General features: G+C 41.1%; 34 protein-coding genes and 1 pseudogene. 11 read left to right on the plus strand and 24 right to left on the minus strand.

The genetic code is table 11. The features are described 5' to 3' along the window. Nucleotides 1-70 precede the first annotated feature (70 nt). The 5 genes from CDG76_RS26530 to CDG76_RS26550 form a co-directional block, all read right to left on the minus strand. Nucleotides 71-2899, minus strand: a complete 2829-nt coding sequence (locus CDG76_RS26530) for a hypothetical protein (RefSeq protein ID WP_094351879.1) — start codon at nt 2897-2899, stop codon at nt 71-73. Nucleotides 2900-2937: 38 nt separating this feature from the next. Next, nucleotides 2938-3273 carry a hypothetical protein gene (locus CDG76_RS26535; RefSeq protein ID WP_094351880.1) on the minus strand — a complete coding sequence of 112 codons (336 nt, stop codon included), beginning with the start codon at nt 3271-3273 and terminating at the stop codon, nt 2938-2940. Nucleotides 3274-3365: 92 nt separating this feature from the next. Next, entirely contained in the window at nt 3366-3962 is a 597-nt protein-coding gene (locus CDG76_RS26540; RefSeq protein ID WP_094351881.1) for a hypothetical protein, read from the minus strand. A gap of 400 nt (nt 3963-4362) precedes the next feature. Then, nucleotides 4363-4920, minus strand: coding sequence for a DUF192 domain-containing protein (locus tag CDG76_RS26545; protein ID WP_094351882.1), 558 nt, complete (start codon nt 4918-4920; stop codon nt 4363-4365). A gap of 320 nt (nt 4921-5240) precedes the next feature. Continuing rightward, the gene (locus CDG76_RS26550) at nt 5241-6875 is read right to left on the minus strand and encodes an ATP-binding protein (protein WP_094351883.1); all 1635 of its coding nucleotides are present in this window, start codon (nt 6873-6875) and stop codon (nt 5241-5243) included. Between the two features lie 182 nt (nt 6876-7057). Here CDG76_RS26550 and CDG76_RS26555 point away from each other — a divergent pair, with 182 nt between their 5' ends. The 3 genes from CDG76_RS26555 to CDG76_RS26560 all read left to right on the plus strand — a co-directional run bounded on the left by CDG76_RS26555 (nt 7058) and on the right by CDG76_RS26560 (nt 8564). Beyond that, on the plus strand, nt 7058-7636 hold the full coding sequence (locus CDG76_RS26555; RefSeq protein ID WP_094351884.1) for a hypothetical protein: 579 nt from the start codon (nt 7058-7060) through the stop codon (nt 7634-7636). A gap of 77 nt (nt 7637-7713) precedes the next feature. Then, nucleotides 7714-7857 carry a hypothetical protein gene (locus CDG76_RS37720; RefSeq protein WP_190240992.1) on the plus strand — a complete coding sequence of 48 codons (144 nt, stop codon included), beginning with the start codon at nt 7714-7716 and terminating at the stop codon, nt 7855-7857. A gap of 293 nt (nt 7858-8150) precedes the next feature. Continuing rightward, on the plus strand, nt 8151-8564 hold the full coding sequence (locus CDG76_RS26560) for a hypothetical protein (RefSeq protein WP_094351885.1): 414 nt from the start codon (nt 8151-8153) through the stop codon (nt 8562-8564). A 92-nt stretch (nt 8565-8656) separates the two neighbouring features. Here the strand turns inward: CDG76_RS26560 and CDG76_RS26565 are convergent, their stop codons facing one another. The 8 genes from CDG76_RS26565 to CDG76_RS26605 all read right to left on the minus strand — a co-directional run bounded on the left by CDG76_RS26565 (nt 8657) and on the right by CDG76_RS26605 (nt 11498). Next, nucleotides 8657-8938, minus strand: a complete 282-nt coding sequence (locus CDG76_RS26565; protein ID WP_094351886.1) for a hypothetical protein — start codon at nt 8936-8938, stop codon at nt 8657-8659. A gap of 232 nt (nt 8939-9170) precedes the next feature. Then, nucleotides 9171-9392 (minus strand): hypothetical protein, encoded by a 222-nt coding sequence (locus CDG76_RS26570; RefSeq protein WP_094351887.1) that lies wholly within the window; start codon nt 9390-9392, stop codon nt 9171-9173. Nucleotides 9393-9701: 309 nt separating this feature from the next. After that, on the minus strand, nt 9702-9911 hold the full coding sequence (locus CDG76_RS26580; protein ID WP_094351889.1) for a hypothetical protein: 210 nt from the start codon (nt 9909-9911) through the stop codon (nt 9702-9704). A 24-nt stretch (nt 9912-9935) separates the two neighbouring features. Beyond that, complete coding sequence (locus CDG76_RS26585; protein ID WP_094351890.1) at nt 9936-10133, minus strand: hypothetical protein; 198 nt, start codon at nt 10131-10133, stop codon at nt 9936-9938. Next, nucleotides 10094-10417: a hypothetical protein gene (locus tag CDG76_RS26590; RefSeq protein ID WP_094351891.1), complete on the minus strand. Its 324-nt coding sequence runs from the start codon at nt 10415-10417 to the stop codon at nt 10094-10096. The genes CDG76_RS26585 and CDG76_RS26590 overlap by 40 nt, the downstream gene beginning before the upstream one ends. A 180-nt stretch (nt 10418-10597) precedes the next feature. Next, nucleotides 10598-10789 carry a hypothetical protein gene (locus CDG76_RS26595; protein WP_094351892.1) on the minus strand — a complete coding sequence of 64 codons (192 nt, stop codon included), beginning with the start codon at nt 10787-10789 and terminating at the stop codon, nt 10598-10600. A gap of 37 nt (nt 10790-10826) precedes the next feature. Further along, complete coding sequence (locus tag CDG76_RS26600; RefSeq protein WP_094351893.1) at nt 10827-11111, minus strand: hypothetical protein; 285 nt, start codon at nt 11109-11111, stop codon at nt 10827-10829. A 108-nt stretch (nt 11112-11219) separates the two neighbouring features. Continuing rightward, nucleotides 11220-11498: a hypothetical protein gene (locus CDG76_RS26605; RefSeq protein ID WP_094351894.1), complete on the minus strand. Its 279-nt coding sequence runs from the start codon at nt 11496-11498 to the stop codon at nt 11220-11222. A 965-nt stretch (nt 11499-12463) separates the two neighbouring features. Between CDG76_RS26605 and CDG76_RS26615 the strand changes: the two genes are divergently transcribed. The 3 genes and pseudogenes from CDG76_RS26615 (at nt 12464) to CDG76_RS39725 (ending at nt 14117) form a co-directional block, all read left to right on the plus strand. After that, nucleotides 12464-13105 (plus strand): DUF6597 domain-containing transcriptional factor, encoded by a 642-nt coding sequence (locus tag CDG76_RS26615; protein WP_223265401.1) that lies wholly within the window; start codon nt 12464-12466, stop codon nt 13103-13105. Between the two features lie 284 nt (nt 13106-13389). After that, nucleotides 13390-13562: pseudogene (locus CDG76_RS39720) on the plus strand (GFA family protein); the annotation flags it as partial. 306 nt (nt 13563-13868) lie between these two features. Continuing rightward, nucleotides 13869-14117: a PEP-utilizing enzyme gene (locus tag CDG76_RS39725; RefSeq protein ID WP_442946393.1), complete on the plus strand. Its 249-nt coding sequence runs from the start codon at nt 13869-13871 to the stop codon at nt 14115-14117. 150 nt (nt 14118-14267) lie between these two features. On the opposite strand, the gene CDG76_RS26630 is transcribed toward CDG76_RS39725, so the two are convergent. From CDG76_RS26630 to CDG76_RS26670, 10 genes are all read right to left on the minus strand, one after another. Continuing rightward, nucleotides 14268-15248, minus strand: a complete 981-nt coding sequence (locus CDG76_RS26630; RefSeq protein WP_094351895.1) for an A1S_2505 family phage non-structural protein — start codon at nt 15246-15248, stop codon at nt 14268-14270. Continuing rightward, complete coding sequence (locus CDG76_RS26635; protein WP_094351896.1) at nt 15238-15459, minus strand: hypothetical protein; 222 nt, start codon at nt 15457-15459, stop codon at nt 15238-15240. The genes CDG76_RS26630 and CDG76_RS26635 overlap by 11 nt, the downstream gene beginning before the upstream one ends. Before the next feature lie 48 nt (nt 15460-15507). Next, complete coding sequence (locus CDG76_RS26640; RefSeq protein WP_094351897.1) at nt 15508-15882, minus strand: hypothetical protein; 375 nt, start codon at nt 15880-15882, stop codon at nt 15508-15510. A 340-nt stretch (nt 15883-16222) separates the two neighbouring features. Then, nucleotides 16223-16672 carry a hypothetical protein gene (locus CDG76_RS26645; protein ID WP_094351898.1) on the minus strand — a complete coding sequence of 150 codons (450 nt, stop codon included), beginning with the start codon at nt 16670-16672 and terminating at the stop codon, nt 16223-16225. 431 nt (nt 16673-17103) lie between these two features. Next, entirely contained in the window at nt 17104-17706 is a 603-nt protein-coding gene (locus tag CDG76_RS26650) for a siphovirus Gp157 family protein (RefSeq protein WP_094351899.1), read from the minus strand. An 87-nt stretch (nt 17707-17793) separates the two neighbouring features. Then, nucleotides 17794-17961: a hypothetical protein gene (locus CDG76_RS37725; protein ID WP_190240993.1), complete on the minus strand. Its 168-nt coding sequence runs from the start codon at nt 17959-17961 to the stop codon at nt 17794-17796. Between the two features lie 200 nt (nt 17962-18161). Beyond that, nucleotides 18162-18701, minus strand: a complete 540-nt coding sequence (locus CDG76_RS26655; protein WP_094351900.1) for a hypothetical protein — start codon at nt 18699-18701, stop codon at nt 18162-18164. A gap of 22 nt (nt 18702-18723) precedes the next feature. Next, nucleotides 18724-19272 (minus strand): GNAT family N-acetyltransferase, encoded by a 549-nt coding sequence (locus CDG76_RS26660; protein WP_094351901.1) that lies wholly within the window; start codon nt 19270-19272, stop codon nt 18724-18726. 27 nt (nt 19273-19299) lie between these two features. Continuing rightward, nucleotides 19300-19818 carry a hypothetical protein gene (locus CDG76_RS26665; protein ID WP_094351902.1) on the minus strand — a complete coding sequence of 173 codons (519 nt, stop codon included), beginning with the start codon at nt 19816-19818 and terminating at the stop codon, nt 19300-19302. Between the two features lie 176 nt (nt 19819-19994). Beyond that, entirely contained in the window at nt 19995-20921 is a 927-nt protein-coding gene (locus CDG76_RS26670; protein ID WP_094351903.1) for an AraC family transcriptional regulator, read from the minus strand. Between the two features lie 240 nt (nt 20922-21161). On the opposite strand from CDG76_RS26670, the gene CDG76_RS26675 reads away from it, so the two are divergent. From CDG76_RS26675 to CDG76_RS26695, 5 genes are all read left to right on the plus strand, one after another. After that, entirely contained in the window at nt 21162-22238 is a 1077-nt protein-coding gene (locus tag CDG76_RS26675; RefSeq protein WP_190240994.1) for an alpha/beta hydrolase, read from the plus strand. A 55-nt stretch (nt 22239-22293) separates the two neighbouring features. Then, nucleotides 22294-22782 carry a cyclophilin-like fold protein gene (locus CDG76_RS26680; RefSeq protein ID WP_223265403.1) on the plus strand — a complete coding sequence of 163 codons (489 nt, stop codon included), beginning with the start codon at nt 22294-22296 and terminating at the stop codon, nt 22780-22782. 19 nt (nt 22783-22801) lie between these two features. Further along, the gene (locus CDG76_RS26685) at nt 22802-23317 is read left to right on the plus strand and encodes a (R)-mandelonitrile lyase (RefSeq protein ID WP_094351904.1); all 516 of its coding nucleotides are present in this window, start codon (nt 22802-22804) and stop codon (nt 23315-23317) included. A 45-nt stretch (nt 23318-23362) separates the two neighbouring features. After that, complete coding sequence (locus CDG76_RS26690) at nt 23363-24133, plus strand: SDR family oxidoreductase (protein WP_094351905.1); 771 nt, start codon at nt 23363-23365, stop codon at nt 24131-24133. A 360-nt stretch (nt 24134-24493) separates the two neighbouring features. Then, nucleotides 24494-25048 (plus strand): hypothetical protein, encoded by a 555-nt coding sequence (locus tag CDG76_RS26695; protein WP_094351906.1) that lies wholly within the window; start codon nt 24494-24496, stop codon nt 25046-25048. 83 nt (nt 25049-25131) lie between these two features. Here the strand turns inward: CDG76_RS26695 and CDG76_RS26700 are convergent, their stop codons facing one another. After that, a complete protein-coding gene (locus CDG76_RS26700; protein ID WP_094351907.1) occupies nt 25132-26199 on the minus strand; it encodes a tyrosine-type recombinase/integrase in 1068 nt (355 codons plus the stop codon). Between the last annotated feature and the right edge of the window lie 444 nt (nt 26200-26643).

Genomic DNA, 26643 nt, shown 5'->3' on the forward strand with positions numbered 1-26643 from the left:
CCACTTTTCTATGATTTATTGATTCTTGTTTTTCCCAGTCCAGATTATTTGTTAGTTTGTCTTATATAATTTATGCTGGCTTTAATTGCCTATTGTTATTGTTATCCAGTAATTGTTGTGCTTCTTGGCTTAACTCATCTCCCCGAAGTGTCTGTATGTATGCCTCAGAAAATCTCACCATACCCAGCATTGGGTTATCAGCATATTTATTGAGGAAGAGAGTGCGTAATTCTTGCTCATTCGGGTTATTTGCTACTGCTGCAAGTAAACAATAAGCAGGGTAATATCTACAGAAAGTAAGTTTGCCATTATCGTCAAGTAACCACTGTGAGTAGATACTTTCGCGTTTTGGAAAGAATGCTTCGGTACTATTGCGTGAGATAATTTCATAAGGGTATTTAAACCTGTTAACAAATGGGTCAACAGCTGATGTTTGAATCCGACCGATAAGGCGGGTCGTGATGTTAGCAAATATTTTGGAGGCAGACTTACTTTGGAAAATACTTTCTGGTTCTTGGGCAGATAAAATTACTCGTATACCTGCTTTTGCACCGTTGGCGCAGAGTCTACCAATTAGCTCGGCTATGCTGTCAAAACTGAACAAAATCGGCGCTTCGTCTAAGAAAAATATTGATACTTTGGATGATAAAGCTCTACGTAATGCTGCGGAATAAGCGCTAAGGGCAAGGACTGCGGCATCAGCTTCACTCCCAAGCGATCGCAATGCAAATACCAGTAGTCGGGCATCAGTTTTAAAGCTAGATGGATTGGCGATTGATTGTCCAACTCGTGAGTTTAACCAGAACTTTAATCGCAATCTGATTTGGTCAAGGGCATCAAGAATTTCTTTACTATTATTGGTGATTGAATCGAGTTTGATAAACCCAGGCGAACAATAATTATAGAAATCTTTAAGTGTGGGAATATCTGCCCATTCACTTGTTCCTACTCCATTTTCTAGTGCAAGTTTATATCGAAGTTTTATATCCTCATCGTTGTAGAAAGTTTCAATTGTGATTGTAATGATACTCTCGATATTTGATATCATTGTGGCACTTACCCCTACAGGGTTTGTCCCTAGTACCATTATCATTAATGTTGATTTCAGAAATTCCTTGAAATCGGTCATCCTTTCCTTAATAAGTTCAGGTTCATACCCCCTTAAATCTGGTAATTCAAATAGGTTGTTAGATTCTTTACTAATATCGAAATACGCCCCTTCTTCTCCCATGAATTTGGTGTAGTCAGTAAACGTGCTAGTACCATCGGGTTTGGGATAATCAAGTGCAATTACGGGAATGTCTTGAGCCAAGGCAGGTGTTAATAGACCTGCTACTAAGACAGATTTACCAGCACGGGTAGTACCGAAAATGGCGAGATTTTTGTGCTGCTTGTACAAGTCGAGATGTACTGGAGTTCCTCCCTCTTCAGCAATTAGCTCAAACCCGGATTTATCTCCCGTAGCCGTTCTAACTATCGGCATGAGTCCGGGAACTTCTGATGAGAAATAGGGGAGGCGACGGTTAAAGGGTCTTGTAAGTAGGTTTTCCCAGACAATAGGTACACATTGTAACCATGTTTTCCAGGCATACTCGATTTCTCTATCAACTACGGCAGGTCGTAAGAAACAGCTAGAAAGATATTGGCAAGCCTCATCGAGTTTTTGACGACTATGACGATGAACACAAAAAACAACAGCAGTATGGATCGGGAGACTGCCTCTGAGGATAGTTTCTTGTGCCTTAACTGCCTCCTCGATGTTCATATTGGCTTTTACGTCAATTGATCCCTTCTCAGAAGACATCGCGCTAGAGGTAATTGACTGTTTGGTAATCCGTTGAAGGGCAGTTTTTGCTAACCCTTGGTTGGCTTTAGATAGCTGGCAGATAATCTCGGTGTCGGAGATTTTTTCTTTGGATATTACCTCCCAGAGGTATCGAAGCTGGGCGTATTCGTCTACCCACCCTTGGGGCTTTTCGCTAAATTGCAGGACACCGATATACTTGTCTTGTAGTCTTACCCAGCTGCGATCGAGAAACGGGACAGATTTTTCGTTCTCCAGCATCAGGTGGCGAATATGGAAATCGCTGGTTTGAACTTCTCGAAGCCCTTCTTCATCTAATATGAGGGGATTGGGAACTTTGGGTGCATCGCTACGGTTAAACTGACTCCAAAGAATTGACCATACTTCCTCACTTGTGACTGCTCGTACTGAAAGCCCCATTGAGTTAGTAAAAAGTTGTTCCCACCGTTGAAACCCAGAGGTAAAACTATCCCGTAAAATTGTTTCGATTCGTTCTTGCCGAACACCGTGAATTTGACCAGTAAATTTGAACCAGGCATTTTGCAATTGTTTGATAGTTTTTTCAATCGCATCATTTGAGCGACTGTCTTCAGAAGCCAAGACACTATAGGTACACCAGAAACGTAAAAACTTATTTTTACGAGTTCCTGCTTCAGTGAGTTCTCTTGCTCGCAGACGTTCCGATCGCACTAATAAAGTTAATTGCTCTAGATCGCATTTATCCTCTATCTTTTTTAGTTCCTGCTGCCGGAGAAAGTCATCAGTGAACGAACCAAGATGAATTGTCAAGGTTTCTCGTTCGGGAAGTTCTTTGAGTCCGCCCTCAATATTTTCAAAAATGGGGAGAATCTGTTCTTCGGGCAAGGACGGGTGAATTCCCTGTACGTCAAAGCAGAACTTGATTTGAATATCCTCTTTTTTCTGGAGAATAAGTGCGCCGATATCTCTACGACCAGCAAGCGAGATACTTGCAATCCCGGCTAAATGAGTAATATCCTCAAACGGTGTCAGATTTTTGACAACACCTAATTGTTCGGTATCGAGAGATTTTTTACCAATTTTGTGCTTTATTTTCGTTGAGGTGGTCGAACTCATAGCCTGTAGTTTTGTTCGCTGGTATTAATTCAGAAGCTTTATCTGCGTTTTTTCAGCTTGCGCTTTTTCTTGGGTTGAGGTTGTAGAGGATTAACGAGGGAGACAAAAGGTTTGTAACCACGGGTGATGCGGGGTGTGCCGACAAATTTACCGAAAAAGGCTTTGTTGGAACTTACTGTCCACCAGGTTGCCCATCCCCAGGCGGTTACAATTCCGGTTGCAAGCCAAGAAGCTTGCATAAAACCCTTGACTACCATGTAGGAGATCAGAGCGATCGCACTCCAGGGAACAATTTGGTCGGCTGGGAATGGCCCGAGGCGTGGTTGGTCTCCTAATACGCGGTTGACGGTACGAAATTCCCGAACTCTTGTCATTATTACGAAAGGCAAAAGTCAGCTTTTGAAATCTTGATGAGTGGCACTTGTGGAATTGTGCCACTCGTGGTGGCTTTTTTGAAGACTTGGTATCAGCCTGTTACCAGCCCTGCAAGCAAATCTCCGACTACAACTGTGAGGGCAACGATAATTGGTGTACGGGCGATCGTTTGCCAATCCTCGTCGTTTCTGGCTGATTGAACAACCCGGATCAGACCAATACCAAGGTAAATTAAGAACAAACCGCGCAGTACTGCGAATACGTATTTAATGATGTCTGCGTCAACACCTGTAAAATACTCTGTGAAGAAGTCCTCTGCATTTTGCATGAACTGGGCGTTTGCAGGTGCAGCGGCGATATCCAACATAAATACTACACCTACCAAGCAGAACAAGACAGTATAAATATTGATGCCATACTTGCGCTGCCATTTCTCGAAGTTGGAAAGTAGCAAGTTTGCTTCCTTGGGTAGTAACGCTACAATGCCAGTTCCAAACGCGAGCGATGCCATTACCATGTGATGAATGGAGATATCTGCAATCATCAAGCCAGTACCAACTGCCATTAGTCCGGCGATGCTGACGTTTTCTTTCCAGTTGCGACGGCGACGACTGGGAGCGGGGTATCCGTATTCTTCGTAGGAAGGAATGCGGTCGTTGCTAAAATTAGATTCGTAGTCTGTTCTCATAAAAAAAGTAGATGATTTTGGAAATTACTGGATGAAACTTTGTAGGGGTAATTACGACTGAATTACTGCTTTATTCCGTTGGCGGAGTCTGCCCCTAGTACATAGTTTGGATTGGAGTAAATCTCTGCTCCAACTTCTCGCTTGTAAACCTATTTTATTAAATTAATATCCGTAAAAGCATCTAAGAATTTTCCATTTTTAAACACTATGATTTTCAGTAAATCATTAGTAAAAAATTAGAAAAATTGCATTGACAACTTTCAACATTTAAATCAGTGGTTTATTTCATAATGTTTGACCCCCGATATAGTCTATATCGGGGGTCAGTAATTGATATATGAGGTAGTGTAATTACGGCGTTTTACCGTTAATTTACCCAGTGAAATAAATTGTCCGTCAACTAATTCTGCGTTTGATTTGGGTTGAAGTCGAGATGGAGCTTCTTGCCTACTTTGAGGTTGAGGGTTTTGGTACTGTTAGCAGGTAGTTCGATAACTTGGTTAACAGGATAGATGGAATCGTACTTAGGACAGGTTTTTGTTTTGCAGGGGGGAGCCGCCTCTACGATTGATTTAATAACTCCGTCTTGGAGAAATATCATATCTAGAGGAATATACGTATCCTGCATCCAAAGTTTAACTTTTTCAGGTTTTTTGAGGACAAATAGCATTCCGTGATTTTCGGGAATAGAGTCACGAAATTTGAGTCCGTGGGCATATTCTTTTCTATCGTCTGCTAGTTCGAGTTCAACTGTCTGATTATTACTGGTAAAGGTTGCACCAATAGGTAGATACTGGGGCTGGCGAGTCCAAAAGTATAGTGGTAGGGGTGAGAGGGCAGCAGTAAAACCAGCAATTGGCCCAACGATATTGAGAATTTTGAAAAATAAGCTTTTTTCTGGATTTTGTGCTTGTTTAGTTTGAATGTTGGTTTGAGCGGTTTGTCTTGTAACTTCCATAGTTTTAGATAAATAAAGTAGTAGAGTGGTTAGAAATGGCAAGCATTATGATCTGTTGAAATGTTTTGGCTACATTTGCTTTCGTCCAAACATGATGAAACTTTGAATTGATTTATGATGTTTACAAAGAAGTAGTCAGAACTCAGGAGAAAGCTTGCGTAAGGCTTGAGAACTTTGTACGAATGACTCTTAACTGTTGGTTTAAAGCCTCATCAGAGTTGTTAAGCAAAACAAAAAAGTTTTTAACCACCAGTGCGAAACTCCTTCCTTTATGGCTGGAGTTCTTCTGACTCCTGAATTCTGTATTCTGGCTCCTTTCATTAGCTAAAAATCTCGATGTTACCAACAGCAAACTTGCTTTCATCGAGGGGACTACTAGGTAAAGCTTGTTGGTCAGCTTTGTTACGCATCGACTCGACTCTATCGGCTTCGCGGATCGCAAGCGGGTTAATCTGGCGGCGTTCTTCTAGCAATGCTTCGATTGTTAGTTCGAGTGCGGGGAGTTTGCTTGATGCGTAGGTATCTTCCGTTATTGTTTCGCAGAATATGGTACTAGCGGCGCGTTCTACAATTGTCTGGATTTCTGCACCTACACACCGATTGGTGGCTTTCAGAATTCTGCGCCACTGTTCCTCGCTCCAGGGGTCGCCGCCATTGCGAAAACGTTCGTCAAATCGGGCAGCGTGCAGTTTGAAGATACTATATCTTTCCCCATTATTGGGCAGGTCTACCTTAAATAAATAGTCAAACCGTCCGGCACGGGTGAGTTCGGGTGGCAGCCATTCCATTCGGTTGACTGAGGCGATGACCAGTACATCTGACGTGCGCTCTTGCATCCACGTCAACAGCTGGCCAGCAAGCCGTTTGGCGAGGTCATCCTCCCCAGCGAAGCCTTTATCAAAGTCGTCAAAGTACAAAATTACTTGGTTGAGCCTATCTGCCAGTCGCAACAAGCGTTTGAGTTTCATTTCTGCTTGGTTGCCAAAACTTCTAAAGTTGCCCCAATCGACCATGATAAGGGGAATACCCATATTCTGGGAACAGGCTTTTGCTGAGTGTGATTTTCCTGTTCCCGGTGGCCCCACAAGCATAATCCCTTTGGGTACACGCAGATTATATTGTTTGGCACGCGGGGTAAGCAATCGCTTGAACCTTTTGAATGACTGCTGCATGAGTTCCAACCCACCAAGCTGGACTTTTGGCGGAGGTAAGAATTCGATGTCATACAAGCGGTTGAGCAGTTGAATTTTTTTTGATAGCAGAAGCTTGGCTATCTCACTGGAATTTTCTAAATCATGATTTTTACTAATATCGTTTAGGCAATACATAATATCAGAAATATACAACCCAGCACTAGCGTTAGCAATTTCTAAATAGTCTTGATCCGTATATGTGAAAGAAAAATTTTTGCTTTTAATTAAACTGTCAATAATTTCTTGTACATCTGGTAGTTCTTGACTCCATAGGGGAATTTCTGCCGCTATTTCGCTTGCTATTTCGGCATTTGCTCCTATTAATATAGTAGTTTTACCACTATGTTTTGTATAAAACTTGAGGTTAACTAACGACGACTTAATCCATTCCGATATAATAAAATCGCTTTCTTTAGGTGTATTTTCTTTTATCCAAGGGAAGATATTCTCTACGATTAATACTCCAGTGCTAGAATAAACCTTCCAGAAATTGAGTACTTGAAAATAGTCTTCTTTATTTTGTTTTATGGAAGGTTTATAGTCGTCAAACTCTCGAAGAACCAGATTTTCTTCGGCGCTGACTACTAGTTCTTTAATACTGTCCTCGCTGAGATTCCAGATGTAGGCTTTTTTGCCTGCTTGCTGACAGTAAGTAGTGATCAGGGTGAGGAGGCGGTGACGTTCTTGGAGGGGAGATTCGCAGGCGATGATTGGATAGTTGTCCGCAAGAAGGTCTTCTAGATAGTCAAAGCTAGACTTCATCTTAGTTGCTTGTAGCGTACTCAGAAGTAATCTTATCCAGAAGAGATGCTGTACGAGAACTGATAATTTTCTAATTATTGCGTCCATAAATTAGAAAAAAGTTGATTGAGTTTCAGTATTTTGTTGATTGTGTAATGGCGTTGTGAATTTAGATAATTGCAGTATGAAGAGTTAGTGCAAGTATGGCAAAGACACCAGAATATCCAATTGTTGTTATCCCAGAGTTAGTTAAAGAAAAAAAACAGTTTACCCCTTTAGTTTTTCCTTCTGGACAGGGAGATGCACCAATCGGGGCAAGTGAGGGGCTGTTTGAAAATGTTCTCAAACACTATTTTGGTGAAATTGTTTCTCCCCAGCAGGTCATGCTTCCTCTAGGGCATCGACTACCATTTACGGCTGATTTTCTTATTATTGAACCAAATACTGGCTTACACATAGATTTGGAGGTCGATGAGCCAATTTCGTTTGCAACTCTTAAGCCTACCCACTGTATCGGCGAGGATGATTACCGAAACAAGTGTTTTGTCGATGCCAACTGGCTAGTCATCCGGTTTGCAGAAGAACAAGTCTCGTCTCAGCCAGAACGCTGCGCTCGATTTATTGCTGGTGCGATCGCTCAACTAACGGGCAATGATACTTATCGCCATCAGCTACTTCATGTAGAGAAAGTTACTCCTATGCGTCAGTGGTCTGCACGTCAAGCTTCCAAATTAAAGAAGAGTGATTACCGCCAAGGCTATCTTGTCCAAAGGAAGAACTAAGGATGTGAATATTCGATACAACAATATTGGTGAGAGCGATTAGCATTCTGTGACTTACACTATAAAAAGGTCAAAATATGCTTGGAAAACTAAGTGGCTATTTTATGGGTTCTTGGCAACTTTTGGTGATCCTGGTTGGGGTAAGGCAGAAGGCAGACGGTATAGGGCAGAAGGAAGAGGAAGAAAAAATTCCCACAATTGAAGCTTTGCTTGGATTATAGAACATCTGCATCACTTGAAAGCCGTAAGCGATCGCAAGAGTGAAGTCACAAATCCCACGCCCGGATAAGAAAACGTTTTAAACCCTTCTGCCCTCTGCCTCCTGCCTTCTGCCTTAAAGCGCGTAACCTTTCATCATCACCAAAATCTGACAAGAACCATTTTATGCTTCACTACTAATGCAACAGAGTAATTAACCTTGAGAAAGTCGAAGTTTAGGGTGAAGATATTAAGCGTGGGGAAACTCAGTTAAGGTGTCCCTAATGTGGTGGTGAGTTGACAGCAAAAAAGAGCTATGAATTTATCAAACTTATCATTAGAATTGGAGTTGGCTGTTTCCGCGATTGCAGCGCAAGCCTATGCACATACTAGATACAAGCTGATTGTTAAAATATCTGAGGATTTTATTACCATAGAATTTCAAGGATATTTTACTGAACAATTTAACCCCAAAAATCGCCCTGACCCAAATCCTAATAGCAATTTATACCGAAATATGAGAGTGGATTTTTCTCTTAATTACTTTAAAGATGAACTAATTCTTGGAGGATGGTGGCGTGGAGCAATATTATCCTTGTATTATTCTCCAAATCAGCATTTTTGGCTGAATGAAGATGGAAATGATATTGCCAGACCCTATCCAGATGGGGATAAATTTGAATCTATGGCTGCACAAATTTACCCACTTCTCAAGCAGCATTTTAATTAGGCTCAACTTAGATTTCTGCAATGCTTTAGCTACTAAAAAATAAATTAAAATCCTTATTTATGCTTTAGTTTAATTGAGAAAAAATCTGGCTTTCAAATACAAATTAATTCCCCAATCAAATTCGCCGCTCGCTCTCCATATTTTTGCTGAACAGCACTGCTATATGGCAATTTAGCTTCGCTCAAAAAGTCGCGGATAAATAGAGAAAAATTAAATCCTCTCTTCGAGTCAACATATTCTACTAGTTCAATATTAAATAATGCTTTGAATTCGTCTTCTCTTTGTTTGAGCGCTGAATATTTAGTTAAGTTGTTTGAAGAGAAGATTGGGCTGACTGCCTCATTAAACAGTTTTTCCATTAAGCGATCGCTCATATTTTTCTCTACACTTCTTTCCTAAGTTTTACTTCAACATAACTTAAAGTTGTGTAACTGTGCTTTGAACTAAAAAATGAGAAAAATTCTAAACCATAAACAGAGCAAGAGGCGCAATGTAATTTCGTACTTGAGCGCCAATAATAACATAAAACTTTGCATCTATGCTCTCTTAAAAATAACCGCAAGCTAACTTAAAATCTACTGCCCACTCCTATTGTCCAGTAATACCTTAATCTAAATCTATTATCCACAATCCATTATCCCACTTCCAACCCCAAGAATTCATATTATGACGTTCAAGTTCTGACATATTAGTATAAGTTTTCAAAGACTTATCCTCTACATAAATGATACCCGACTCGTTTATCTCTGAGCCAATACCAACATTGGCTGATTCATCGTACTTAACAATTAGGTTTAATCCGTTTGATAAGCGTTGGATTGTTGACATAATTTACTACTGTTTATCTAACTCAACCATTTCTTAAATTTTCAAATAATAGGAAAGTTCTAGCGGTTCTAACTCACTTAAAAAGCCAGTTAATGCAAATGAACATTTACAATTTAGTTCTTTTTCTATCAAATTAGCATTCAAGTGGTATTCTTGACACACAACATCAAAAATATCTTCAGTGGTTAATTTTAGATTTTCATTTAATTCCCAAACTCGCACTTATATTAAGTGGATGTCATCTCCTTCTGGGTAAGAAATTTCGGTTTTATAAGCGAAAATTCATGTCAGTATACATAATGCTATTCCTCAAACACCACGGGTATTTTCATAAAGATTTTGAATAGCTCTAATAGCGGCAAGCGATGGTCTAAGCCCCAAAAACGCCTCATGATTATCTATAGTTACAAGCATTGCACAATAATCAAGCTTTATTAGCTCCATTTGAATTGTTGCAATCCAATCACCTCTAATTCTACGTTTTAGTCGCTCAAATTCTTCTATTTCAGATTCCGTCATAATCCAAAATCCTCCATTTTTTTGCTAATATTCATGATTGACTGTTTCGCACTCTGACAAATAGCCAACTAATGCAAACGGACACTTGCAGCCAAATTCTGATTCCAAAGAAGTAATATTAAGTCCAAATTCACCGCAAACAGTATCAAAAATTTCCCCAGAAGTTAACTCTAAATTCGCGTCTAATTCCTTAACTCGTGATTCAATTTTGGCTGGTTCCATAATGTTTCTAAATTAGATTGTTCGGATTTAATTACAATTTCTTCTGCGTATCTTCTAGCTAATGTTACCAAATACGGTTGTGAATAGCTTTTGGCAATTCCCCTGTAATACTCAATCCCATTCCAAATAAATCTTAAATAAGTGTAGGATCTTTCACCTTTTTCAGAATAAACAAGCACAAAACCGTGTGGAGTTGCAACTTGCCCTTTAGCATAATTTCGGCCGTCTTCCCACTCAATATCCCAGATACCATAAGTTTTGATGTTTGATTTTTTGTTGTTCATAAGATACCTTCAATAAATTTAGCTACTTCTTCACAAGTTGAAAGGTTCCCTTCCCACTTAATCTTAGTCCCATAGACAACTCTATTGCCCCATGACCTCGTGTTTGCGGGTGCTTGTCCAAATCGCTGCAAATTGAGTCAATCGCGTCTCCCGCTTGACCTAATTCCCTTTTTGTTTTAATTAACTAAATCTAGCTAAATCTTTAAAACTTGCTATAGCTTCTCTAATGCAATCTTCAAAAGTGCCGCAGTAATCATAGCCCAAATTAAAATTTGGATTATCGGAAAATCTTATTTCTAATACATGAGTATCATCAGGATGAAAATTAGATTTTCTGATTTGTGCAATTAAATTTCCTAAAAATATCAGCATTGTTCAAAATTCCCTTTTTGTATTAATCAAGATGAATCTACAGTAAAGAATTATCTTGGCTATCATGAGGATCAATAGCAATCGCCTGATCGGGTCGATACCTAAGATTCTCTATTTCGTGAGCCAATGGAAGGATAAATTCTTTATGTACCTCGATTGCAATTACTGAGAGAACTTCTTCATCAATAGTTTTACCTTCTAAATAATCAGTATTTTGAATTTTAGCTAGCAGATGTTTTTTGAGTTCGTTCGGGGTAATCTCATAAGCCTTACTGATACGTTGCTGTCGTTTTAGCTTTTTTTCAAGTTTAGTTTTAGTCATAATTCCCTTTTCGTTACTTGATACTTAAAACTACTAAAATTTATGTATCAATAATCATGATTTATTTCCTGTCCAAGGATTTAAAGCACTCCGAGAAATATTTTGGCTTCAGCCAAGCTTATCAAACCAGTTCAAGTTAGGACTTCCCCCATTTTTTCGTCGGTCAGCCTCAGCACAAGCCTTTTCATAAACCTCATAAGAGCCACGAAGAAAGTCCTTTTCATAAGATGCTAAATCTTTGTATGGGATAGCACTTTCAAGCGAGACAGCCTGTACTATCTCTTCAAAGCTTTGAAAATATCCAGGCTCAATTGCGATTGCTGACAAAAACCTCACAGAATTATTTTTAAACTCTTGATGACATAGCTCTAATGCATCTGATTTCATACTCCTACCCTTGAGAATTATTTGGACTGAGTTTCGTTTTCTAGGTGACTTGATAAATTCCGTAAAAATATCTTATCAAACAGATTGAAATACCAGTTATTGAATAATATTAATCTCTTCTAATCAGTTAGTTTATTAATTTTTATTCACCCGAATTCTTCAACATACCCGTCAACAATTCCGACATCTCCCACAGGTCTTTATTTCGGCGGAAAGCAATGGCATAACATTTCAATAACCGCTTTGGGACATGATTAACCCAAAGCGGTTGCTACCGTATATTCGCTTCTTCTATAAAAAGAGCCAGTTATTTACGAGATATGACTCACTCTCGACCTTTTTCATAGAGACGCTTTCGCCAAAGAGTCAAAACCATTACAGACCCTAACTTTATTGTGCATAATGCCGAACCCCATGACTGTACGGCAGACTCGACATCACAAGTATAGGTTTCCTGAACGGCTTGTTATCAACTGGGGGTATAGAAATTTGATTTTGGGAATACTAAAAATAGTACAGGAATTATTAAAGTTGAAAATTTATAAAATGGTACGTTGACCTCGATACTGGATCTACCACAAGCAATCTCAACTCATGAACGAACAAATACGAAATGATAGTTAAAGGGGTTCTAAATTTTGACTAAAATAGTACAGATAAACTATATGGCGTTCGCGTTTATCCTTATTATCTAGCATTCTTTGTCATAATTATTAAAATGACCAAGTATTAGTGCCAGAGAAATCTACTTCTGTGACCTGAAGCGTGATTTTATCGGCTACGGCATTGCTCACTCCCAGACTTAATAAGTGTCTGAGGTTGTATGAACGAGCAGGCTTTATCAAAGTACCAGGGAGCGAGATCGTCAATCGGATAGGTGGAGTATCGTTTAGTATGGTGTACGAGTTGGAGTAAAGTCGTCAAATCATCGGTTTCGGCGGTAGCCTAAAGATGATCTGTTAGTGTTGATTGACTGGCAAAACCAGATGATTTACCAGACTTACCAACCGCGATCGCCGCTCTCGCAATTTGTTGAACTGCTCTGGAGTCGAGAAGGTGAGAACTTACCTAAAGCGCAGTCTCGATTGTTGCCGATCGGTTCGATGGAGTTGGTTATCAATCTACATGAAGACAGGATTCCACTATTCGATAGCTCCAGTCGAGCGCAAATCGGCAGCACCAACGGCATGATGATTTGCGGTACGCATTCTGAAAGCTTCATTATCAACAATGACAGCAAGATATCGATGATGGGCGTACATTTCAAACCTGGGGGCAATACCCCATTTTTTACGTTGCCTGCGGGGGAATTGCACAACCAGAGAATTTCATTAAATGAATTATGGCAGGGTTGGGCGGTTGAACTGCGCCATCGCCTTCTAGAATCGCCAACAGTAGCAAGCCGCTTTTGGGTTTTGGAGCAATTTTTGCTGATGGTAATGAAACCGCTAGATCGATATGCCGCCATCGCTATGGCATTGCAAGAGTTTAGGAGATATCCAACCACCAGAGTGAGCGAAGTAACAGATAAAATTGGCTTCAGTGCCCGCCATTTCAACCAACTATCCCGAGATCAAGTGGGGCTAACCCCCAAGCTATTTTGTTGAGTTCGACGCTTACAGCAAGTCCTTGACCTAGTATCCGGTAAAGATGAGGTTGATTGGGCGGACATTGCGATCGCCTGTGGTTATTTCGACCAAGCACATTTTATTCACGATTTTCGGTCGCTGGCCGATTGCAGGCCCACTGAATACCTGGCACAACGCGGCTTTCATCCCTGCCATGTTGTTCTGCTCGATGAAAACACAGGAGAAGTAGGATGAAAGTACCTTTTACAGGTGGTTGTTTATGTGGAACTATCCGCTACGAATGTTCGGCAGAGCCAATTGTTATGGGCAATTGCCATTGTCGCGATTGCCAACGGGCAGCGCATTTGCGGCGGCGCTCCTTGTCTTGCGCGATGCCGTCACGATCGCTGGAGAGGTTAAATATTACGAGGTCATTGGCGATAGTGGAGCCACAGTCGGTCGGGGATTTTGTCCCAACTGTTTTGTTTATAAGCAGGCGTTACTGAAAGAAGCCGAACAACTCGTACAAGCGGGCGTTATTCATGAAAAAGAAGATATATACTATCTCACTTTTGAAGAACTTCACGAAGCCGTATGCACCAATAAGCTGGATTACCAGATCATCAGCAAACGAAAAGACGATTACAAATTATATGAAAAACTAACTCCCCCACGTGTTATCACCTCTGACGGTGAAATCATTGCAGGTGAGTACAAACGAGAAAATCTCCCAGCCGAAGCTATTGTAGGTCTACCTGTTTCTTCCGGAGTTATAGAGGGACGAGCACGTGTCATCTTAAACATGGAAGATGCCGATCTAGAAGATGGAGATATATTAGTCACCTCCTTTACTGACCCTAGCTGGACACCATTGTTTGTATCCATAAAAGGTCTAGTCACCGAAGTTGGTGGACTGATGACCCATGGAGCAGTTATCGCACGTGAATATGGCTTACCAGCAGTTGTTGGAGTAGAAAATGCTACCAAACTGATAAAAGATGGGCAACGAATTCGTGTACATGGAACAGAAGGGTATGTAGAAATCCTATAATGGATGATGTTGCTGGCGAATTCGGGGAGTTTCCAATGAGGACTACCGACAGCTTCCGAAGCCGAGGAGCCGGAATGGGGCATCCGCTGTTAGATTTTAATAATAGTATTTATAAATATTAATCAGCAGTCTCATTGACTGCTGATTAATTTACCAAATTCCTAACTTTTGATAAGTGTTTGTAACCCAGTTATAAATTATGACTCTGCGGTTTAATTTTGTTGCATCGGCAATACAATTAGCTGTTCCTCCAGGTTGTTCATCCCAGATAGCAATCATCATATCGTGGACATTTCTTATTTGATTAATTATCCATCGGTTACGAGCATTTAAACATTTGATTCCTCCAGCTTCTTGATAAGGTAAATTAGAGATAAATTTGATAGCGTCGCATTGGGATAACAGCCAATGATACTTCTGCTTATCGAGATTATTCCATTTGGCATCTTGGTTGATGCAGTGTACGGCAGCAGTGAGGTTTATCTCAATAGGGTACTTATCCTTTAAGCCTAAGATTATCTCTACTGCTGCGGTATCAACTCCCAATGCCATGCCTGAATAGAACTGGATGCGTTTGTAGCCCCACTCAAGGGCGCGATCGCAAGCACGAACAATCATGCCTTCGAGTCGGCTACGCACCTGCTTCCATCCCGACTCATCAAATTTTTGATGCCTGTTTCCCATGAATGCCACTTTTAGGGTTGGTTTATCTTCTATGAGGCAATCAACAAACTCCTGGGGCAGCCATATATTGGGAGGAAGATTGAAATTGCTAATCAGGGAAGCTATCTCTAGGTCGGTGTATCCTGCAAGGTTGCATCCAATCCTAGTTGTTAGGAATTCTAGTTCAGGATGAGTCTTTGCATATTCGACTAGTTTCTCAATTTGGGATTTTATTTGGGGAAGCGGAATTGACCGGATACCCTTATTTAGGTCTTTGGTCACTATCGCCCAGGATTGTCCTTGTCGTCCTTGGGGATTGCCGTATTCTGCATTGCAGTACTGTCGCGCAAATAAAGCACTTCCAGCACCATGTCTTCCTTCAGTGTTGCTGCCAAATACGAAAATCTGGTATGAAGCTAGTTTGGTAATTCTGTCAGGAATAATTTTGTAGGGATGATTATTTGACATTTGGTTCTTTTACCCAAAAGAAAAGATTGGGGTATCTGTGATTAAATTTTTCTACTTCTGCTTGAGCAGCAGTTAGGTTATCCCATAATTCCATCTCACCATAATCACCTCTTATCATTGCTTCTTGTCTAGAATTTGGATGAGTGAAAATTAAGGGTGATGCTTCTTTACTAGAATTTTTTCTTCGCCAACAAATACAGTAATTGTCCATTTTATATAAACTGATAATAGAATAAATTACTATCAGGTTATATTTTTATTATGTTGACTGTTTAATTTGGCTTAAGGCTCTTAACATTTCTTCTCGGTTGAGATGTCGTTTCTTACCTGTTTTGGATTCTTGGATAGCGTAACTCCATTTTATTCCAGCTTGTGAGCATCTTTTTCTTAACTGTTGAACAGTCATCTGTTTGGTTGTAGATACTTGATTTTTGTTTTTGGTAGATATCCAAATTTTGGATTTTTCAGTTAATGTTTCGGTTTTAATTACAGTGGGTTTTATAGATGTAGTGCGGTTACAGTGTTTTTTAAAAGCGATAGATATCTCTATTAAGAACTGGAAAATAAAGAAAGTGGAAAATCCGTAAATAATCACGTAGAGAAGCCCTGTCAGCATATACTGTGCTAATTCCATTGTTGTAACTCCTGTTGATATAACTAGTAACTGGCTATTTATGAAGCGATATGCCAGCTTTCTATTTATATTAAGCGTGAGCTTGTGTGATATTAAAAATGCTTTTTTACAAAATTACTCTGTCAGCTTTGATATTATCCCAAAACCAGAGATATTGAATATTATTGAATGACGTAAAAATATTTAATTGGTGCTTATTTATCGTAAATATTAATAAATTTTATATTAATTCAAGGCTCAAGAATAAGTTATCTTTTAATACTTACTGTCTCCAAATGATGCTGAAACAGTAATGAAATAACTCTTGGGCTTGGTTTAGTAGTTATATGAAAATTTTATTTTATATATATTTAACAATTGTTTTGATATTATCTACTAACTGTACTACCATACTAAAAATAGCTTTCCAGCCAAGTATTATCCCCCAAAATCCGCTAAAAAATAGACCAAATACTGACTTGAGGAAGATAACTCCCCTGTAATTTATCTCGATATTTGATTCAGCTTTGGCATAGATAAAACCATCCCCAATTTTATTTTCCAACTTCCTCATTTTTTGTTCTTCTTCTCTATCCCTTCTTTCTTCTTGTACCTTCCAACCCCAAGGGGCAAATCCCAAAATAATCGAAATTGGAAGATAGAATGGCCAGCTATATATGTAGCCAAGGGAAGCATAGATGATAAAAAAGGTTAGCCCCAAACCAGTGCGCCAAACTAAACACCAGAGGATAAAAAAACTGTCGATAATAGCGTTACGGATAACTATACTTCGGTTCTTATGATATGACATTTAAGGCTGCTCCCAATACCTAATATTTAAGTTTTTATTTAGGGTGATTGCATCCCTTCAGATTAAACTTAAACTTAGCAGTAGTTTGAATTATCATATTGATAGTTGAAAATAGAAACTACCTAATCAATTGCAATTACCTATTTAACCACACTAAATAAGGTTAAATATACCAACCTATTGTAACGATATTTGTACCTAGCACGACATAGTTACTGTTGCTGTCATTGATATCTACAATTTCATCGATTATATCTTCACTGAGTTTAAATTTAGGCAAAGTTTTGATGATTTTTTTAATAAGTTTAAAATGGGGCTATAGGTTAGAAAAAATAAAAATGATTAAGATTTGACCCTTAACCATTTGATGATATTTTTGTAAAATGATGGGATATACCTATGTTTGATTCACATGGTTGGGGCGTATGCCATTAGTTGTGGTTTTTCTTGTTGCGAGACTTACTACCTGATTGCACCTTAAACCGCACCTGCTTCCCGATAGTTACCTCGGCAAGATTGCTAATATCTTTACCAGATTTATAGGCTTCAATAATTGCCTTGTTATTAGCTTGGTACTTAATAACTCTAAATTCATCAGGAAAATCTTCATCATCTACCTCTACTAGTAAGTTAGCGACTTTTGGTGGGTTATCCCTGATTTCAATTACCCTTTCTTTACCGATATTTTTGTCATTGATTAATCCAATCTCGTGTAGGTGGATGAGGGTGCGCTTGATTTGTTCAAGTTGAGTTTTGCGACGTGAAATTACCCGGTCGTGGAGTTCAGCTACTCGCGCTTTTCTTTCCTCCCAGGTTTCAAGGTCAAGATTTAACTGGTCAACTACCCAGGCGATCGCATCGATTTTGGTTTCGATACCATCTTGAACACCCATAAGTTCTTGTAAGAGTTGTTCTACATTACCCTCTTCTCCTAACTCGCTTGCTTCTTCTATCTGTGACCAAAGTTTAGCAGCATCTAGGCTTAATTCTTTGAGAGTGAGTTGGTTGATTTCGCGTTCAATTGCTTGAGTCATAATTTACTTCTTATATGAAAAACGAGTAGCAACTAACTGCTACTCGTTGTTGACTAAAAAGAGTTGATACTTGAAGGGAGATTGAATTTAGTATCCGTACCGCAAGTGATAGTAGTCTGATTTTTCTTGTGCTAATTCTGCTTCGTACTCGTAGTAATCTGCTTCGCTTATGAAGGTGCTTCTTTTTTGAATTTGCTGTGCAGATTTTACTAATTGTTTGTTAGTTTTTAGGTTAGAATTCGTAGTAGTTTTCATGTCTATACAACTTCAATTTTTCAACGAAGTTGTTGCGTCAGCAAATGTTGTGATGTTGACTTATAAAGATAATATTTATCTTTTACCTTTATGATAACTATCTACTATTAATTTGTCTTAAACTACTGGCTTTTCTACCACAAAGATAGTTGTCCTGGTGATACATTTCCCCGTCTGCGCGTATGAAACAGCATATGACATTACGCAGAAAGTTTTCCGGAAAAATTCACCTGTGACATAACTTGTGTGCGTATTGAATTAGCAGCCTTCTCTGCAATTTCTTCTCTATCAGAATCAGTAAGAACTACTGCAAGTAGCGATTTGAGGGCTTCGCGGTTAGATATAAATTCTTCACCGTATAAATCATCTTGCAACAAAGTAGCTTCCAAGTGAGGTATTAACTCAGGCGTAGGAGATAGCAACCGCTCTTTAATACGTGCCCTTGCAGTCTCTGTTGCAGAAGTTGTACCTATACCTAAATCCCATGTTTCAATTATTAGCCTGACTTCGCGGTTGAGAGATACACGCAGCGTTGATAGACGACCAAATAAAGGAAGGTTGAGCATTAAAGGTGGTAATGCATTACCCCAATCCAAACCAGCGCCAATAGTGCAATTTGCTTCATCTTCGATGCAAACAGCCTCTTCGAGCCATCCTTCACCAAAAAGTAAATCTATAGCTTCTTGGGTTGTTATTGACTCGTTTGCCTCAGAATTATCCTTTTGCTGTTGATGATTCATAAATTTTTACCCGGATCAGCCCTTATCTTCGTCTCAATACACCATACTCAAAGTAGACTAAATTATCATATTCTTCTTCCGAACCGCAGTTCAACATGTTTTGTTTTTCGTAAAATCCTTCAGACCTTGGTAAGGAATGCAACCCAATTCTACCTTCATACCCTAACTCAACACTTCTAATTCTTGCGAAATTTAATAGTGCTTGACCAACACCTTTGAATTGAGGTGGGCGTTGAATCTCGATTCGGTTAGTGGGGGCAGTGGCAATACCATCAACATAAACTAGCCTCTTACCAATATTTAACCGAGAACCGTGCATTTGTGTTTCTATTATCATTAATCCTTGAGTTTTGTTTTCGCACTCAATTGCGTAACCTTCAAGATTTTCTTGATTGTCAATATATCTTAATTTGAATATCCAATCCCAGTATTTATCTTCTTGACTAAATAACCTTAAGCTTTCTACCCAATAATTGACATAATCATCAATATGTCTTTGGACTAAATCTACCAAATAGGCTTCAATAGATGTATTATCAACACCCCTTTTTAACTCGATTTTTCGCTGCACCTAAAGCTCCTAATTGTTAACTGATTATTAAAGCTTGTGACTGCTATTTGACTGGTAGATAAAAGAGTAAATGTGAATGCGTATATCAATAGCTTTATGCCAACCAGCAAGCACAGCATCATCTGAAATGTCTCCAAGAACTACCAAACCATCTTCTTTGTCCATATAGTAAGGTAAAGGTTCAGCGCTCAACCAACCATAAGCAATGGCTTCTTGGTCTCGCTCAATAATTGAAACTTCTAAACTTTGTTCATACCTTGAATAGTAGTAAGGTAAATAGCAGGCTGGATACTCTCTTAGAGATTCACGATTAACTGTGTATGATTGCCAACGCAGTTGCTCTCCCTTGATTTCTTTTGGATTAGCTTCTAGCCAATCATAGAGCTTTTTAGCTTGCCGCAATGCGTGGTCTTTTCCTTTAAAAACAATGCTGGGAAGAAAAATATCGCCATCAAAATGCACTGCGGCCTCAAATAAATCTTCATCTTCATCCTCATCTTCTGCTTCTGTTACCTCAATGATTCCAGCCTTATATAGTTCGGTCATTTGCCTACATTGGTAGCTCTACCCCTACATGGTTAAAATTTTAGCTAGTTACAGAATAATCAGAACACTCTGTTGGTTCTAGCCCACCTATGAAACTAATCAACGCAAAGGGACACTAGAATTTCAACCAAATTATGAGGTGATGTCTTAAGTTCACTTCTTAAACTGTCCAATTGTTATTGGCCTAAATTGCTACGCAGTTTGGCGATGTCACGATGCGGGGGAATACCAAATAGTTTTTTATATTCCCGGCTGAAATATGAAGGGTCTTCATAACCGACGCGGAAGCTGGCGATCGCCACGTCCATGTTTTCGCCGAGCATCAGACGGCGCGCTTCCTGAAGCCGTATTTGTTTCTGGAACTGTAAAGGACTCATCGCCGTGACGGACTTAAAATGTTGGTGAAAGCCTGACACGCTCATACCGATCTCGCGGGCTGTATCTTCGATTTTCAGCGGCTGATCAATATTCTCGCGGATTTGCTTGACCACCCTGGAGATGCGCTGCGCGTCGCCTTCGGTAGTGATAAGCTGGCTGAGGCGTGCGCTCTGTTTTCCCTTTAAAAGCCGGTAGATGATCTCGCGGATGATGAGCGGCGCGAGAAACTTCATTTCGTCCGGCGTGTCAAATAGTTTCACCAATTTGACGACCGCTTCCAGCAAATCGGCATCAACTGGGCTGACATCCATCGCCTTGACTCCGGTGCCGCTTTTTTTAGTTTCGATGCCAGATTCAATCATCACCGCAGCAACAAGTGCCGGATCGAGGTCTATGCGAAGATTCAAATAAGGTTTTTCCTCGGACGCTTCGACGACATTACTCATAATCGGCAAATCAAGCGTCGAGATTAAGTAATGACCGGAATCATAGTGAAATAATTCATCGTTCAAAAGCACATCCTTGCTGCCCTGCGCGATGACGCAGAAGGCAGGCTTTAATACGGATATCTGGCTCTCGGTCGGTTTCGACGATTGATATATGAAAATGCCCGGAAACACTTCCACAAGGCTGTTTTCGGGAGCGAGACGAATCATTCTTTCGATCAGCTCCTCCCGATTGAGCTGCATCTTTCGCTTTTCAAATTCTGCTTCTTTTGCGTTCATAAATTTATATTAAACATTTTGTTTCTGTTCAGCACGTTGCATAGCGATTTTTTGGAGAATTGTCCGGTTTTTTTCAATGAACGTCCTCACGCTATCCGTTCTCACGCCCGCATAATTGAACTCATACAGCAAACGGTAGAAACGTTGCTGATAAAACCAGATTGATATTTGGAGAAATTTCAGATTAATAGAGCAACAATTTCAATCTGTAAATCTCACAATGAAAAGGGGAGAAAGTATATGAAATATATATTAATTTTAGCGATGATAGCTCCTATGATAAGCGGGCAAGCTTACACACAAACAGAACAAAAAGGACAATCAAAACAAACAGCAGAGATGGAACAAATAACACCAAAGGGATATACAACTTTTAAGGTAAGCGACAACGTTACGATGTATAAGGTTACTTTTAAAAACCAATACAAAATGAATGTTGCGGGACATCTATTTATTCCCAAGAATTTAGATCAGAGTAAAAAACATTCGGCGATCATTGTTGGGCATCCTATGGGAGCTGTAAAAGAACAAAGTGCCAATGTGTATGCTGCAAATATGGCTGAACGAGGGTTTGTGACTTTATCTCTTGACTTGTCTTTCTGGGGTGAGAGTGAGGGCGAACCACGCAACGCTGTTGCGCCTGATATTTATTCTGAAGATTTCAGTGCAGCAGTTGACTTTCTTGGGACGCGTCCATTTGTTGACAGAAACCGAATCGGAATAATTGGAGTTTGTGGTAGCGGAAGCTTTGTTATCAGTGCCGCTAAGATTGATCCGCGAATGAAAGCTGTTGCCACAGTCAGTATGTATGACATGGGAGCAGCGAGCCGCAATGCGCTTAATCTTTCGCAAACCCTAGAGCAGAGAAAGAAACTTATAGCTGAGGCTGCGGAGCAGCGTTACGCAGAGTTTACCGGCGGCGAAACCAAATATACGGGCGGGACTGTTCATAAGTTGGATGAAAACACTCATCCTATTCAGCGTGAATTTTATGAATTCTACCGCACTCCGCGAGGTGACTATACCCCAAAGGGAGGGTCGCCGGAACTGACGACGCATCCGACATTGAGCAGTAACACTAAGTTTATGAACTTTTATCCGTTCAATGACATTGAAACGATTTCCCCTCGTCCGATGCTTTTCATTACGGGTGATAAGGCTCACTCAAAAGAGTTTAGTGAGGATGCTTACAAACGCGCAGCCGAACCGAAAGAACTGGTTATTGTTCCGAATGCCGGACACGTTGATTTATACGACAAAACCGATCTGATTCCTTTTGACAAGCTGGAAGGCTTTTTCAAAACGAATCTAAAGTAATCAGGAAGCAGAAACCAAGAAGTCGTTTCACTTTGAAAAAAGACGAATGAGCAATATGAAATTCTTAATCGTAATGATGTTTTCAGCAACATTTCTTTTCGGCAGATCCGTCGGTTGCAGTCAAGACCAATCGGCATTTGCTGGTAATACGAATATTAATAATCAAAGCAATAATGCTGCCAACGAGACTAAAGGCAATAAGATAAAGATTAAAATCGGGTCAAAGACTTTCAATGCCACACTCTTTGACAATGCGACGGCAAACGCTTTCAAAGCGATGCTGCCGTTGACGCTGAAGATGGATGAACTGAACGGCAACGAGAAAAAATATGATTTCTCGAACAATTTGCCGACCGACTCTTCCAATCCCAAAACAATCAACAAAGGCGATCTGATGGTTTGGGGAAGCAATACCTTAGTGCTTTTCTATAAAACATTTCCGACGCAATACAGTTATACAAAACTCGGACGGATGGACGATCTTTCAGGGCTTGAAGCCGCAGTAGGATCAGGAAACGTAACGGTGACGTTTGAATTGGAGTAATCACCGGGAGAATAAAATTATGAAAAATATAACAATCGGATTGATATTATGCGCGGCACTTTTTTTAGCCGTTGGATGCAGCAATCAGCAATCGGCTAATACGGAGCAAACAAAAGTGGAAAAGGCGGAAAATAAAACTGAAAACACGATTTTTCCAAAGGGCGAAAAAGCCCCGGCGGAAACTTTTACAGGAACGGTTTATGTGCAGCCACTCGCTCCAAAAACCGAAAACAATAATTTTTCAATCGCCAGTGTGACCTTCGAGCCGGGCGCACGGGCAAACTGGCACAACCATCCGGCAGGACAAACTATACTCGTGACGATGGGCAAAGGGCTTTATCAAGAAAGAGGCAAACCCATCAAAACGATTAACAAAGGCGATGTAATTCTTTGCAATCCCGACATTGAACACTGGCACGGCGCATCACCCGAATCTCCGATGACGCACGTTGTAATTACCAACTACAAAGGCGACAGTCAGGTGAATTGGCTCAAGCCTGTGACGGACGAGGAATATAAAGCTGACGCGAAATGACGGCTTTCAGAAATCTTGATTGGAATAAAAGTTAGGAGTTAAAAAATGACAACGAACGAGAATGGAAACTATATGGGAAAGGTTGCGTTTGTAACCGGAGCAGCGAACGGCATCGGTCGAGCTACGGCGCTGGCGTTTGCCCGTGAGGGCGCTAATGTAGTGGTCGCCGACGTTTCAGAACAGGGCAATCAAGAAACGGCACGCATGATCGAAGAACTCGGCTCCCGAGCGATCGCCGTCAAGTGCGATGTGACGCGAAGCGAGGACGTGAAGGCGGCTCTTTCCAAGACCATCGAGACCTTCGGGCGGCTGGACTTTGCCTTTAACAACGCCGGTGTGGAGCAGAAGAATGCAGCAACAGCCCAAATCGAAGAGTCAGAGTGGGATCGGATCGTCAACATTAACCTGCGCGGCGTTTTTCTGTGCATGAAGTATGAAATCCCGCTGCTACTCAAGCAAGGAGGCGGCGCAATCGTGAACACATCATCGGGTGCTGGGGTCATCGGCATCAAGGGCGGAGCCGCATACACCGCCGCAAAACACGGCTTGATCGGACTCACCAAGTCGGCGGCTCTCGACTACGCCTCGCAGAACATCCGCATCAACGCCGTCTGTCCTGGCTATATCGACACGTCGATGATGGATCGCTTCACCGGCGGCACTCCTGAAGGACGAGAACAGGTAATCTCAGAGGAACCGATTGGAAGGATGGGACAGCCCGAAGAGATCGCCAATGCCGTGGTCTGGCTGTGTTCGGATGCGTCTTCCTTCGTTGTCGGGCACGCCTTGGTCGTTGATGGCGGTCAAACCGTGTAGTGAAATCCCAATTGGCATCACTGTGCCAAAACGGAAAAATTGTACGCGCTTGGAACTGATGCTAACCTCAACGCTATGAAAATCAGTTGTTTTGAGAAGCGATCGCTCTAGTAATAACGTAGCGTGGGCGCGATGTACAGGCAAGCGAGCGATTTATGGACGGATGCCTGGAGCGGGGTAAAGCACCTAACAGAAATTGTTGGACTTTATTATTTATTGTTGAACTTTTTTATTCCTCTACAGCAGATTGTTTCTAAATGTAACAATCTTTTAAAATATGGGCACAATTAATACTCAGTAAATTATAGCTTTGCGCCAAACCTTTTACAATCAATATGTCGATATCAAAAATGATATCAAATGCCTGACCAAAAGTCCCCACCAAGCGAGATGATTCGTGTGCCCGTTCCACTAATTAAGGTGGTTCGGCGACTATCAAAACTACACAGGCAGGGTCATACAATTGCCTTGCTGCAAGCCTTAGAGGAATTACTAATAAAATTTGATATCAATAATGATATCGATGTAACGGCAGGCAGTAAATCAGTCAAACAGCTAGAGAAAAAGCTGGAGAAACTGGAATCCCATCTTGCAGATCTTGGCTCCTTGGTGGAAACAAAACTTGAAGCTATCACCAAAAAGCTGGAGCTAATCGAACGGGCAATCGCCTCTGGGAGATTGGGCAACAACAAACCGCGAAGACAAGTGCACCCATACCAACAAACACAAGTTGAATTACAACCCAGGACAAACGAAAGTCTTGCCCCAAGACTTGGTGTTAGCCCCCAAAGCCTGATTGCTGAAAGAGAAAAACTCAGCACCAAAGAATTTTTGAGTTGGTCACGTAACCGCGATCCAATGAGCGTGGGTTGGGAATGGAATGCTCTTGACGAACTGTATCATCCGCTCAGGTGACGCTTGCGTTCACATTTCTGGGGTAGTGGCGCAATGGGCTACGATCGCCGCTAATTTCTAATCGGGGCATGTCTCACAAAGTCTCAGCGATATCGTTTGAGATTAAGAGAGCTAGCTTCATCTTCACCCACGTGTAGATAGTTGTCTATCGTGATTTTCCCTGACGAGTGGCCCAGCGTTTTGGTGATGATGTGAATAGGTGTGTTTTTAGCAGCATGGGTAGCGTGGCTGTGCCGTAACCAGTGTGGGGAGGGGATGCGACTTAACCCTGCTACTTCGGCAATGGATTTGATGATGCGGCGGATGTGGCGATCGCAAATGGGTTCACCCGTTTTTTGGCTTGTGAAAAGCGGCTCGGTTTTGTCTTTAGTATGTTGTCGATTAGCCAAAAGGTATTGGTAAAGTTCTATCGGTATGGGAACATCGCGCTCCTTGTCTCCTTTGCCTACCACTTTAATGTAAGGTAGCCCGGACTGATTTGAATGCATGGTAGCCCAGGTTAAACCACTCTCACCTACCCGAATAGCACCGTAGTAAAAAAGCTCCAGAATTAGTTGGTTGCGTTGCGCTTGTATCTTTTTGTGAGGAGTGGGGGCTTGTTCTACAACTTGTGCAGCTGCATCGAATAGGATTTCAATCTCAGTCTCAGTCAGGGTGCGCTCCTTAATTTTTTTGCGCTCCGGAGGTACTTTCAACAACATTGCAGGGTTGGCCCGCAAGTAGCCTACATCGCAAGCGTAGCGCAGAAAGCTTTTAAGGGAAGCAAGGCGACGGCGGACGGAAGCACGAGCAATTTCCCCTGTTTTCTCTTTTTTAAGTAGGTGGGCTTTGTAATTGTCCACATCTTCTTTGGTGGTGGTGTGCAGGTTTAAATTATCTAAGTCTGGATAGTCAATGCCTAGTCGCCACTGAACAAAGTGCATCACGTCATTTCGGTATGCTCGCACAGTTTGCTCTGACTCCCTACTGGTGAGCCAACTAGAAAACAGTTCGCTGGTAGTTTCCGCCCCAGTGATTTTGGGTGTGCCAGTTGCCTGTACCACCGCTTCGACTGTTGCTTTGATCACCGCTAGTTGTTCCGGTGATAACTGAGCGAGCGCCACCCCTAATTCTTCTGTATCTACACCTGCGTCTGTACGTGATAACGTCATCACACAGCCTCAAAATAATACGCGGGATAAAGCGGGTTTATCCGCCCCCAAAAAATGTCCGATAACGTTTGTTCCCAGACATTTTTAGTCTCATTCTACTCCCCCTTGCTACTCTACTCACTACTAACAAAAAGGGTTTTGCCAAATTAATTGAAATGTTAACTTGTGTGAACGCACGAGTCGGTTTTCTGATACTCAAGAGCAAGGGTCTTCATCAGGCACAGTATCCAAAACTACTCTTGGAATAGACATTCTGACATTAATTCACTGCCCGTGTTTGTTCCGGAAGCTGGTGCTGTTAGCTTCTTCCCAAGCCGCCGCAGGTGAACGGGAGCAACTGTTTAGGAGTGCGATGGTCTCCGACCGACCGGAGGTGATCGCAAGAAGGCGGGGCGTAAGCCCATCGCACCAATAAAGTGCAGATAAACCGCGTCTACTTTGAAA

Origin of the sequence: Nostoc sp. 'Peltigera membranacea cyanobiont' 210A, assembly GCF_002246015.1 — a bacterium.
GTDB lineage: Bacteria > Cyanobacteriota > Cyanobacteriia > Cyanobacteriales > Nostocaceae > Nostoc.